The organism is Paenibacillus sp. 481 (assembly GCF_021223605.1).
Taxonomy (GTDB): domain Bacteria; phylum Bacillota; class Bacilli; order Paenibacillales; family Paenibacillaceae; genus Paenibacillus_B.
Window position 1 is genome coordinate 235,722 of record NZ_CP075175.1, and the last position, 11,704, is coordinate 247,425.

The following is an 11,704-nucleotide window of genomic DNA, read 5'->3' on the forward strand; positions in this document are numbered from 1 at the left end:
TCCACGCTCTCATATAGAGAGCGACATACGTTCAAAAAAAAGCCGAGGAAATTATTGATGTTTCAATCCACGCTCTCATATAGAGAGCGACAGTCAAACATCGTCTAGGGTTGAAAGTGATCTCAGTTTCAATCCACGCTCTCATATAGAGAGCGACAGCGGCATTTTTAGCCCGCATCACATAAGGCCTCGCGGCCCCAAAAGTGCGAATCTCTTTTTTATCACCAATTTTTTCACAAAAAATAGACCCAAAACGCCCGTAACCCGCGCCACTACGCTGGTGCGAATACCCCGGGGATTTCATGTGAGCTTCACATTCGCACTTTCAGCCTATGACCCGTAAACATAATAACCTGACTCTGCATCCCCGCTCCTATACTAATCTTACTGAGAACCCTCAAAGCATTGGACAGGCTACACTTAGTTAGACATAAAAAAGAAGGACTAGTGGAGTAGAACAAAAGCCATATAATAAGGAGCAGATCTACTACGCCAAGAGAAAGACGTACATTCACAACGGAGTTTACCAATAAAATGGTTCAATTGCACGAAAATGAAAAAAAAGAAAGCAGCTATTATAGTCGAATATGAACGAAGTGCATCTGCCTTAGATCGATGGATTAAACAATATCAGAAATGTGCGATGTCCTGCAAATATCTAGAAGTATCTTTTATTATGAAGACACATAAGCTTGTTTCCATTCAGATGCCATTTTAGCTATTCTCGTAATAGGTCTATTAACTTTTTTTCTCCCAGTATGTTTCAATTATTGACTCTTTCAACATCATGCTTGTCTTTTGGAAAAAGCTCCTTCATTCATTGTTCCGCAATCTTTTTATTCTTCATTTTACTATTTGTAACCACAGCGTAAGATAACACCCACGTCATACAAATAAAAATCAACTCCATTATGTATTCATCTACGCTATTCATGTGTATCGCAAAAAACTCAGTTGTATTTTCAGAATAAAAATAAATCCATATAAACAAGTAGCAAATTACGGATATAAGAAGATGAATAAGGGGGCCTATCATTATTTTCTTGCATAACCACGCTGACAAAGTTCCCAATAAAATTCCAAGTGGTATGCCAAGCACTTCAAATGCATAAGGACTGAACCATGTTGATGCACTAACCAATCAGCAACACCTCATTTACATTAGACAATTGTTAAATTGCGAACGTGTGCGCAGCACTAAACCTCGTAGGTTTCAGTAACAATCAGTTAACTCACTTGAAATCATAATTTTTTGTGTAGAACTTGCTCCTCTTTCTTTACATAATTGGATTTTTCGTATGTACGTATAGCACTTCCATTCTTTTTTCCTGTTAACACTTTCACCGATTTAACTCCTCTTAACTTGAGCTCCTCTTCCACAAAACCTAACAGCAATGTTGCTACCCCTCTTCGTCGTGCACCGTCCCGAATGTAAAGTTCCGTAATTTCAGCATAGGGACTGGAATAGCATATAGATTTGTAATATTGCGCACATACGAATCCGACTGGCAACTCATTAATAAAGGCCAGTGCAACAAGCTCATTTGAATAAGATAAGTTATCAGCAACTTCTTCTTCCGTAATCCCTACTCCATTAAATTCATCATTCAGCTTAACAAGAGCTTGCGCATCAGTAGCCGTTGCCCATCGAAGTTGAATAGTTGATTCACTCAAAGCGCTCACCCTATCTCATATTTTCACGTTCATTTCATTAATTTCATATAACGTTCCACGCAGCGCATTCCGTTTACAATTTAAACCTATGAGTCTTTGCCAAAACCAATTAGAACTTACGCTTCTGATAAGGCAGCCCTACTCCGTCTTCACAATATGACTTTAAACTATAAAGAAACATGGCCCAGTTATAATTGCAAAATCGATAAAATGTTGTCACCTCTCTCCAATCCGTATGCTTCAGCGTAACATGAGACTTCTTATTTTTTTCTTCGATTTCAAATGAAATAAACGTACCCATCCACTCAGGATCAGATTCTACACATTTCCAAACGATTTTACGGTCTCTCACAAGTTCGATCACTTGCATCTTCGTAATATCCTTGCTTCCAAAATGAAATTCATTTATAAATCCGATCTGGTCTTTAACGGTTAGTTCATTCGTCCATACTTCTGACAAGCCTTCAGCGGTTGTTAACACATCATACATTTTCGATGGCGTCACATTCACGATTTGAAGATGTTCAATGTCGGGCATAGCAAAAACCTCCTCGGGTTTCGATTTTAGATACGCGTTGCGTGCGCTGCTATAGTAGGCCAGCTTTTTTATACAATTCTGTCCTTAGCTTTCGCCCGATTCTCCAATTGTAGACAATTTGTACAAGCAGCAAAATAAAATTGACACCAAATAACAATATTGCAGCAACGCTAGCTGTATCTATTAATTCCGTATCTGTGATTAAACCGAAAAAAACTCTGTCTGAGCCAGCCGTCCCCATAGTATCAGGCAATAAAATATGAAACAGCAAAAAAGATACATAGACAGCGTAGTTAACCAGCTTCATTACGTTTGACTTTTGATATTCCATTCTATGAAAGGTACGATTTGAAAAATAAAAAAGAATGACGTGGATGATCATCGGTACCGAGTAAAATACTCGAAATAATCCTATATTCATAAACCAGTTTAAGACTATAATCGATATACACAAAAGTGAAATCATATTATATTTACCTGCGTTAGTTAATGATGCCCCATCTAACTGAGAACTCATATCTTAGATGCCCCTTTACTTGTTCTTGAAACATAAAAAGCCCATGCTTGGATTCGTGTAGATTGGAAGATACCACAACACAATTTTTCACAGGAAAATCCGACATGAGCTATTCTCATCTTAGCATACTTGAATGCGGACAACTAGAGAATCTACATCGTTTGGGTTGGTCGAAACGAGCAATAGGTCGGAGAGCTAGGATGCCATCTTTCCACCATAGCATGTGAAATGAAGCGTGGTCAGACGGCAACAACCGACCGTGGAAAAATCGCTTGTTATACGGCTTTAGAGAACGCCCACGACATCAAGATTTATTTGGTAGATCCCTATTCATCTTGGCAATGAGGCTCCAATGAAAACGAAATTGGCCTTCTACGGGAGTTCCCCCCAACGGTCATGGATCTTACAATGGTATCTTACGAGGAACTAGCAGAAGCTGTCCGCTTCATCAACTCTCGCCCACGTAAATGTTTGGGCTGGAGGTCTGCTTACGAAGCCTTCATGGTCGAACTGTCGCACTTAACTTGACAATCCGTCAATTAAAAAAAGCCGCAACGAGCTTGCCTGCTGCGGCTTTTTTGCAATCCGCTCCGCTGCACTAGCGAGTGTCTTCAAACCTCATTTATCCATAGCAAAATGGAAGCCAGAGATAAGGCGGCTGCAAACGGATTCCGAGCCTGAAACAAGTGTTGGATTAATGTTTCAATCCATACTTTCATGTTGAGAGCGACATGGCCTGTAATGGGTACACCTTACAAAAAAGCAGTTTCAATCCACGCTCTCACATAGAGAGCGACTTCAAGCCATGATAATTTTACCATGGGAGGAGGTGTTTCAATCCACGCTCTCATATAGAGAGCGACATTAATCTTTGACCTGTTGTATTATCGGGTAGTGTTTCAATCCATGCTCTCACATGGAGAGCGACGATAAGGAGTTAGATGAAATTTTTGAGAATTTGGTTTCAATCCACGCTCTCACATGGAGAGCGACATGGGTGCAGGATCAAATCTCTGGTGGATGGGAGGTTTCAATCCACGCTCTCACATGGAGAGCGACAACTGATTTTTATGGTGATGGTGAATATAAAACTGTTTCAATCCACGCTCTCACATAGAGAGCGACTGCAATAGCCGCTCTTAAGGGCGGTAGCTGATCGGTTTCAATCCACGCTCTCACATAGAGAGCGATTCTTAGTCCATTCGTTCGGATTAGCGAACATGAAGTTTCAATCCACGCTCTCACATAGAGAGCGACATGTAAAAGATGGCATTGCTTTCAGAGTTTTTGTGTTTCAATCCACGCTCTCACATAGAGAGCGACATCATCAATTATGTCCCATTCTTCTTGTGGTAAAGGTTTCAATCCACGCTCTCACATAGAGAGCGACTACGCAAAAAAGATGTTGGACGGCAAAGACATAGTTTCAATCCACGCTCTCACATAGAGAGCGACAGCGGCATTTTTAGCCCGCATCACATAAGGCCTCGCGGCCCCAAAAGTGCGAATCGACTTTTTAGCACCTCTTTTTCCATCAAAAAAAGAGCCAAAACGCCCGCAACCCACGTCACTACGCTGGTGCGAATCCCCTAGGGATTTCATGTGCGCTATACATTCGCACCTCGGGACATCTTCACCCCTATTTTACCATACATACTGTTCACAAGTTACCTACACCACTACTGGGCCTCACCCTATCATGAAAATGCACTAAAAAGAGCCAAAGCTCCCTCTAGTGCAAATCATAAAGCTTGAATTTGAAGCAACATATTGCAACGTTACATCTCACCTATTTTCATTTAAACTTCAGCTTATCGTAGTAATCCCATATCTGAATCATTAAAAATGATTTGAAATCTGTAGGCACACCCCAACCCTTCCAGTCGAAAATCCGATCACTTTCATGCTCTATGGCTGGTTGATTCCATACACATACCGATTCATACAACACACCATCTGATGTGTATACAACTGAATTTTTCACAATTTGAGAGGTTATCACGCCGACCATTTGTAGTCTTTTTCATTTTCCATTTACATACTCCCATCAGTATTGCTTCCGCTCCATACAAGCTGAATGAACAGCATCATAAATGCCCCTACACTGTAGTCTCGGACTCCAGTTCCAAAAATCAGACCCATTATCAGACTTACTAGCTGTGACAACATGCGCTAACCACTCAGCAAAGCTCATCTTTAAGCAAACATAGTTCGGGCTTCCATCATTCCAAAATACATGGCCTGCCTGACTTGTCATGTCCACAAAGAAATTAGCCTTCGGATTCGAGGCAATAGGTAGAAAATGAGGGCAATATTCAGAGATTGTGCTTATAAATGTGGTAAGCATCCTTAATCCATATATCTCAGTGCGCATCCCTTCCCCAATGTCAAATAGGATTGCGCCATTGCAGCATTTCAGAAATTCGACGTACTCATCCGCAAGCTGAATCTTAAAACGATTCGTAAATCCTCTCATTTCCCGCTTGGTCGCAGGCGGCTCAAATGTAAATTGACCTACATACAACTCACCTAAAATATGTGGTACAAGTAGGCTTTCCCTTAAAGCTGTACGCTGTTTTAAACGGTTTATGATTTCGGTTACCCGATATTCGCTATTCACAATCATTCCCCATTCGGAATATGTAGTTGTCTCTCTATCCTGTCGAATCGACTTAGATGAATGTTGTACATGGGTATGTGATGGGGCTACAAAGCTTGAAGGTTAGTCATGCTGGTTGTTTGTGCGTAAGACAACAATAGAAGAGTGCCATGCAATCTGGCTTATCATTTATTTGGATAAATTCGTTATGAGACTGTGTTTATTGACCGTAAACATAGTCTTTTTCATTTGCATCCTCATAGCTGCTGATTTCCTCATAAAACCTCTGCCATTTAAAGCCCAGTGCTTGCCCAATTCGTTGCGCAACAATTACACTTGGCGTTCGCCTCCCCGTTTCGATGTTCGAATAGGAGCTGCGGTTAATACCCGATAATGCTGCGACTTCTTTTTGAGTTTTGCATCCCCTACATTGAATTAACCATTTGCGATGCGTCATCATGCTTCACCTCCTTTCGCAAGCATGCTTTTGAAATTGTAAAATATATCGATCGAGTTCCTGACTAAGCTGAACAACAGGATGGGCTGTGAAACTCTTATGCTCGTCTACTGCCTGCACAAGCTGTGCTTGAAGATGTTTGATATTTGAGAGTAGTGGAGAATCATCTTCGCTGGCATAACGGGTAACATGAGATGTAGGAATCATGCGCTCACCCCCACTAATACTTTAATAATTTGTTAATTTAAATAATAAATATAGTTTCGTAGGCAGCATTTCTTCAAAATTTTGACGAAACTTTTGTTGCAAGTTTTATTTAGATAAATAAAAAAAGACGCCCTTTAAGTTTTATTAAAAGTCAAGTAAATGTTTATAAAGCTCTATAACTAAATAATCCAAAAAGGGTATCACCTAATAATTGTTAAATATGTTAATATAATTACAAATGATTTATGAAGCAGTAGCAATTACTTTTTTGATTCAGATGTATATAAAAATGATTTTATCTATTATGTGGTCACGTCAGATTTAAGCTGTTTACAACGCTAAGAAAAAAATAGTTACCAAACGACGGTTTGGGAAGGTTATACTTTAATTAAAATAGCAGGTTATTACATTAAGAAAACTAAATATATTTTTAAAAATTTATAAAAGAGGTGTGAAAAATGATATTGTAAGCGTTGAAGGTAACGTCGATGAATTAATAAGGAATCAAACTTCAAACTAGTGGATTCTTTAGTAGTAAGTGTTTTAAAAACGCCCCCAAACACTGCTTTGGGTGCATTTTCGTTATTCCACAATCGGTCCATTTTGTTGTATTAATGATTGAACCGAAATGAAAGTTTGGGTACATAAGGAATCTCGCTCTTATGGGTAACGGGTTCGGTTGATGAGGAGAAAAGTTCAATGCGACTATATGAATGACTATTATCAAGGAGAACTGATTCAAAATCAATTGGAGCATTAAGTTCTAGGATTGCCAGGTTGTATTAAGATTTATTTTCTAATCCCACTTTTCAAAAGTTGAATTATTTACATTAAACATCATTAACTATGTTTGGAAGGAGATATTTCTTTGTTGGAGTTAAGAAAAATTAATGGGGACAATTATAAAGAATGTTTAAACTTGCATGCAACTGATACCAATGTGGACTTTGTAGACCCTGTAGCGTGGTCTTTAGCCGAAGCGTGGGTGTTTTATGATGATTCACGCCCCTTTGCAATTTATGCCGATAATGTGATGGTGGGCTATGTTTTAATGTATATTGGCGAAAATAACCCCCAAATCATAAATTTTATGATAGATAGCCGTTTTCAAAAAAGAGGCTATGGAACAGCAGCGGCTAGGCTTTGTGTTGAATATTTGTGGAAAGAATACAATGCAAGTAGGATTTCCTTACCAGTTAATCTAGAAAATATAACCGCACAAAAATTTTGGAGCAACATAGGCTTTGAAATAACAGACGATATAGAGGATGGTTATCTTTATATGCGGTTGTACATACCAGAAAAATAGGTCTGAGCATATAAAAAAGGGAACAAGTTTCCATAAAAGGGCGCGATTGTTTCATAAGCGTTCTTGTTTCACTAACGGGGTGCTTTAGTGCAATAAGGATTTATATCGTATACAAAACAAACGTAAATAACGTTCCCAAATGCCACTTTGGTAAACAATGCCCCTTATTCAATTGAATAGAGGGTATTTTGGCTGCTTGTGACAATAAGTCTATCAACTATGCTTTAGAACTATCTTACTTATGTTATATTTTCATATAGAATATTTTAAGTCTGGTGTGAAACTGTTATGAAAAAATTAATATTAATAATCGTACTATCTGTATTAATAGCAGCTATTGAATTTGGCAAAAGTTTCGGTGCTATTGTTTTACCCATTTCGGCGAGTCTAATTTTATTAATTGGGAGTATTACTGTTTGGAGAAATAATTTTTGGACTTATGTAGAAAAGAAGTATACAGTGTTGTTTTTAGGCATTGTTTCACTAATTCTAAGCTATCTTCTTTTTCTGATTCAAGCAATTTTGTTGCAATTTTGGGGATGACTATGGTGTTTTCTAGTGCGGCAATTGCAATTTCTAAAATTCCCATCAGCGATTCTGATTTTTGCTCAAGCTCGATGTATTTTTCAACATATTCATGAAAGGGGATATTTAGCACGGATGAAATAGATTGAACCGTTTTAAATTCAGGTTTCTTCGTTTCACCGTTCTCAATTTTGGATAAAGTTCCTTTTGTAATACTAATCTTGCTTTTCAATTGTGCTAACGTCATGCCAGATTTGCCTCGGTATTGCTGGATAAGCTCTCCCAAAGGTGTCGTATTTCGCGCCACGTTCTCACCTTCTCTCGAATAAATACCAAATTAACACATTTTCTCGATATTACCATTGATATTTATACTTGTAAATCCATATTTTGTTTCATTGCGCTACTTTAGAGGGAACCTCTTGTAGCTGTTTCAGTCCTTGTTTTTATATGTGGAGTGCCCCATCAGGAGTTAAGATTCTTTCATTACTTTAAAGTTTCAATAAGCACTCTCAGGTAGAGAGCGACTACATCTTCACTATAAGTTAATCACACAGGATTGGTTTCAATCCACGCTCTCATATAGAGAGCGACTTGATTCCATCAGCACTTTACGTATTGGTATTCTTGTTTCAATCCACGCTCTCATATAGAGAGCGACAGAAGTAATTCGTGAGGCATTACAGGATTTTGTTGTTTCAATCCACGCTCTCATATAGAGAGCGACTTAGCATGCAACACATGCTATAAAGCGGGAGTTTCAATCCACGCTCTCATATAGAGAGCGACATAGAAACGTTTTGTGCGTCAGTTGACGGGAATTGTTTCAATCCACGCTCTCATATAGAGAGCGACAGCGGCATTTTTAGCCCGCACCGCATAAGGCCTCGCGGCCCCAAAAGTGCGAATCGACTTTTTAGCACCTCTTTTTCCATCAAAAAAAGAGCCAAAACGCCCGCAACCCGCGTCACTACGCTGGTGCGAATCCCCTAGAGATTTCATGTGAGCTACACATTCGCACCGTAGAACTTCGTCCTCCCTATTTTAAGGGTGTATTCATAGGTTAAACCACTCCCTACGTCATACATAATATTACCCCACATTTTCAAATAACTTATGGATAATTTTCTAATGTAATATTAACCGTATGTTCTCCGCTAGTGTCATGAAGAAAGGTTTCATTTTGGGGGATTCCCCCTTTTATTTGGCCAAAAAAATTTCACTATACCACTTTCTGAGCTGATTAATTTGAGCTTGGTGATAGCGACTATGGTCAGCCATATGCCATAGGCCCCACCGTATGGTTGCTTGCTTTTCATTTTCATGTCCAAATATGACAATGTTATCTAGATCAGTATCTGTTAATTGTGTACAAGAATCTCTCAACATTCCTAATACACCTTCGTAGTTAGACATAAGTGTGTTCAAAGACATTCCTTTGACCATCGGAAGCCTATTATTTTCATCTATCATGGGGCCATATTGTTCTTTTAGTGACTGTGGAAGTGGTTGTCCCTTTATTCTATACACCCAATTCAGATCAACATACATGATATGTTTGATTAATTGAGCAGTACTATTGAAATTGTTATTAAGTCCCTTGTAATCTACTTCTTCTTGCAACATGCCATGCGTGATTAATTGTAGGCGTTGGCTATTCTCTTTTACAGCGGAATATAACATTCCCACAATAGAAGACATATTAGCTTCACCTTGTAAATCATGCAGCATCCTAGTTCATCCTCCTCGTTTTAGAGCATATTTATGCTTAATATTCATTTTTCTTGATGTGTAATCTAATTATAATGCTTGTTCCAATTAAACTGCGTGTTCGTACATAAAAAAAGAACGCTCCCACTCCTTCGTTTGGGCTACGTCTTCTAAATTGTATTACTATTTCCAAAAATGAGTTAAAGCATATATGCGAGTAGCATGCGTTTCTTTACAACGACCCTTAAATTAATATAAGCACTAAGGAAAAATTATGTGCTTCTAGTTTCAATTCACGCTCTCGTATGGAGAGCCAATGTGATCTATTACCCAGAGCGTAAGCAGCTGCGTTTCAATCCACGCCCTCACATAGAGAGCGACACAAAACGACACGTTGAAGTCAAATACTTCATTGGTTTCAATCCACGCTCTCACATAGAGAGCGACATCTGTTGTTTTTGAGTCCGCGCCCAGGCGTGAGTTTCAATCCACGCTCTCACATAGAGAGCGACTAACATCTGCATTGCCACATCCTCCATTCAATAGTTTCAATCCACGCTCTCATATAGAGAGCGACACTTTCCAATGATTTCAACTCCAATCAGGGGAGCGTTTCAATCCACGCTCTCATATAGAGAGCGACTATTTGCAGCTGCGGGTCCAACACGAGCAAAGGAGTTTCAATCCACGCTCTCATATAGAGAGCGACGCCGAACGCGCTGCCAATAACTGCGCCAGTTCCGCCGTTTCAATCCACGCTCTCATATAGAGAGCGACTATTCTTCAGTTCCATTTATAATCTTCGTCTGACAGTTTCAATCCACGCTCTCATATAGAGAGCGACAGATGTTCTTAACAATCCACCAGTAATTGTAGGAGTTTCAATCCACGCTCTCATATAGAGAGCGACGAGATCATGACGCAATGACCAAGTTCGGGCGACAGGTTTCAATCCACGCTCTCATATAGAGAGCGACCTTAATTTTATGAAAGGTCATGTTCTCCCATTCAGTTTCAATCCACGCTCTCATATAGAGAGCGACAGCGGCATTTTTAGCCCGCGCCACATAAGGCTTCGCGGCCCCAAAAGTGCGAATCCCGCTTTTATTGCCTATCTGTACATGAATAAACAGCACCAAAACGCTCTCAACCCGCGCCACTGCGCTGGTGCGAATCCCCTAGGGATTTCATGTGAGCTACACATTCGCACCTGAGAGCTTCTTTCTTCCTCATTTTATCATACTACATACTCGCAGATTAGTTACATCTCGAAAATGGGTAGGATCGATAACATTATCAAATCGCGCACAAGTAAGGCGAATAAATACAAACTGAAAAAAATCAGCCACAACAGGCCCAAGCTCCACCGTATTCAACTTTTCAACCGTACCGTTTGCAATGCTTTTTAACCTTCGAACGATTCTAAGTCCACCGCTTCAAATGCATCAATTTGAAACATATTGACAACTCAAAGAAATATTACTATATTCAAAAGTGCTTAGTCACCTTAGAACATTCATCATCATTTTATGAATAAGGGGACGGTTAAATGAAGAAATACTTCAATGTTCTAGCTTCGGTTGTATCATGTCTCTAAAAAAAGCTTATACTCTTATTTCACAAGGGTGGGAGGTTAGAGAAAATGGAAGCAAGAGCTGGAATTTCACAATTTAAGGTTCGATTGTTTACAGCATTTGCTGCGGCATTCCTATTTTGCCCGTCAATTGCAGGTATTCATTATGCTCGTCAGTCAGATGTAGATCCTTTTTCATATTTGACCTACTTCATGTTATATTCCGCTGTTATCACGCCTATTTATGTGTTCATTGGACTTCCTTGTTCAGTGCTTATAGACATGATCATTGGGGATAAAGTACGTTTATCGAGGCTACCGAAGTATATATTCGATGTTACACTTTACGCTGTTATTGGTGCTTTATTATGGATCATTCCTGTATGCCTTGAGCATCTCATAGCTGGAAGAGCATTTGGGGAAGTAAACATACCGCCATTTTATATCATTGCTTTTAGTGTCGCGTCTCTGCTTTATTACCACTTAGTACTACTTTTTAATTGGTTAATGGATAGGCAGCGCAACAGCTAAATCTTGCAAAAATAACGGGGGTTGTCCGAAAAAGTCATCCGCCCTTTCGAGACAACCCTACATA

At 39.4% G+C, this 11,704-nt stretch carries 11 protein-coding genes, 1 pseudogene and 4 CRISPR repeat arrays (1 of these 16 running past the window's edge); of the genes and pseudogenes, 3 read left to right on the forward strand and 9 right to left on the reverse strand.

Annotated elements, in window-relative coordinates; all coding sequences use genetic code 11:
* Window positions 1–157: a CRISPR direct-repeat array (repeat unit 32 nt) (it extends 339 nt beyond the left edge of the window).
* Window positions 158–1,242: 1,085 nt separating this feature from the next.
* The 3 genes from KIK04_RS00900 to KIK04_RS00910 form a co-directional block, all read right to left on the reverse strand.
* Window positions 1,243–1,674, reverse strand: a complete 432-nt coding sequence (locus KIK04_RS00900; RefSeq protein ID WP_232276484.1) for a GNAT family N-acetyltransferase — start codon at window positions 1,672–1,674, stop codon at window positions 1,243–1,245.
* A gap of 109 nt (window positions 1,675–1,783) precedes the next feature.
* Window positions 1,784–2,212, reverse strand: coding sequence for an SRPBCC family protein (locus KIK04_RS00905; RefSeq protein WP_232276485.1), 429 nt, complete (start codon window positions 2,210–2,212; stop codon window positions 1,784–1,786).
* 49 nt (window positions 2,213–2,261) lie between these two features.
* Window positions 2,262–2,729: a hypothetical protein gene (locus tag KIK04_RS00910; RefSeq protein ID WP_232276486.1), complete on the reverse strand. Its 468-nt coding sequence runs from the start codon at window positions 2,727–2,729 to the stop codon at window positions 2,262–2,264.
* 240 nt (window positions 2,730–2,969) lie between these two features.
* Here KIK04_RS00910 and KIK04_RS24365 point away from each other — a divergent pair.
* Window positions 2,970–3,257: pseudogene (locus tag KIK04_RS24365) on the forward strand (transposase); the annotation flags it as partial.
* Between the two features lie 171 nt (window positions 3,258–3,428).
* Window positions 3,429–4,184: a CRISPR direct-repeat array (repeat unit 32 nt; unit sequence GTTTCAATCCACGCTCTCACATAGAGAGCGAC).
* 340 nt (window positions 4,185–4,524) lie between these two features.
* On the opposite strand, the gene KIK04_RS00915 reads toward KIK04_RS24365, so the two are convergent.
* The 4 genes from KIK04_RS00915 to KIK04_RS00930 form a co-directional block, all read right to left on the reverse strand.
* Window positions 4,525–4,713 (reverse strand): hypothetical protein, encoded by a 189-nt coding sequence (locus tag KIK04_RS00915; protein WP_232276487.1) that lies wholly within the window; start codon window positions 4,711–4,713, stop codon window positions 4,525–4,527.
* A 63-nt stretch (window positions 4,714–4,776) separates the two neighbouring features.
* Entirely contained in the window at window positions 4,777–5,349 is a 573-nt protein-coding gene (locus KIK04_RS00920; protein WP_232276488.1) for an SMI1/KNR4 family protein, read from the reverse strand.
* Between the two features lie 199 nt (window positions 5,350–5,548).
* Complete coding sequence (locus tag KIK04_RS00925) at window positions 5,549–5,788, reverse strand: helix-turn-helix transcriptional regulator (RefSeq protein ID WP_232276489.1); 240 nt, start codon at window positions 5,786–5,788, stop codon at window positions 5,549–5,551.
* A gap of 3 nt (window positions 5,789–5,791) precedes the next feature.
* Window positions 5,792–5,992 (reverse strand): aspartyl-phosphate phosphatase Spo0E family protein, encoded by a 201-nt coding sequence (locus KIK04_RS00930; protein ID WP_232276490.1) that lies wholly within the window; start codon window positions 5,990–5,992, stop codon window positions 5,792–5,794.
* Window positions 5,993–6,842: 850 nt separating this feature from the next.
* Between KIK04_RS00930 and KIK04_RS00935 the strand changes: the two genes are divergently transcribed.
* Entirely contained in the window at window positions 6,843–7,301 is a 459-nt protein-coding gene (locus KIK04_RS00935; protein WP_232276491.1) for a GNAT family N-acetyltransferase, read from the forward strand.
* Window positions 7,302–7,710: 409 nt separating this feature from the next.
* Here KIK04_RS00935 and KIK04_RS00940 read toward each other — a convergent pair whose 3' ends face one another.
* Both KIK04_RS00940 and KIK04_RS00945 read right to left on the reverse strand, forming a co-directional pair.
* On the reverse strand, window positions 7,711–8,133 hold the full coding sequence (locus KIK04_RS00940; RefSeq protein WP_232276492.1) for a helix-turn-helix domain-containing protein: 423 nt from the start codon (window positions 8,131–8,133) through the stop codon (window positions 7,711–7,713).
* Window positions 8,134–8,322: 189 nt separating this feature from the next.
* A CRISPR array of direct repeats spans window positions 8,323–8,682; the repeat unit is 32 nt.
* A 344-nt stretch (window positions 8,683–9,026) separates the two neighbouring features.
* Entirely contained in the window at window positions 9,027–9,557 is a 531-nt protein-coding gene (locus KIK04_RS00945) for a DinB family protein (RefSeq protein WP_232276493.1), read from the reverse strand.
* Window positions 9,558–9,821: 264 nt separating this feature from the next.
* Window positions 9,822–10,579: a CRISPR direct-repeat array (repeat unit 32 nt; unit sequence GTTTCAATCCACGCTCTCACATAGAGAGCGAC).
* A gap of 599 nt (window positions 10,580–11,178) precedes the next feature.
* Here KIK04_RS00945 and KIK04_RS00950 point away from each other — a divergent pair.
* Complete coding sequence (locus KIK04_RS00950) at window positions 11,179–11,640, forward strand: hypothetical protein (RefSeq protein WP_232276494.1); 462 nt, start codon at window positions 11,179–11,181, stop codon at window positions 11,638–11,640.
* Window positions 11,641–11,704 lie beyond the last annotated feature (64 nt).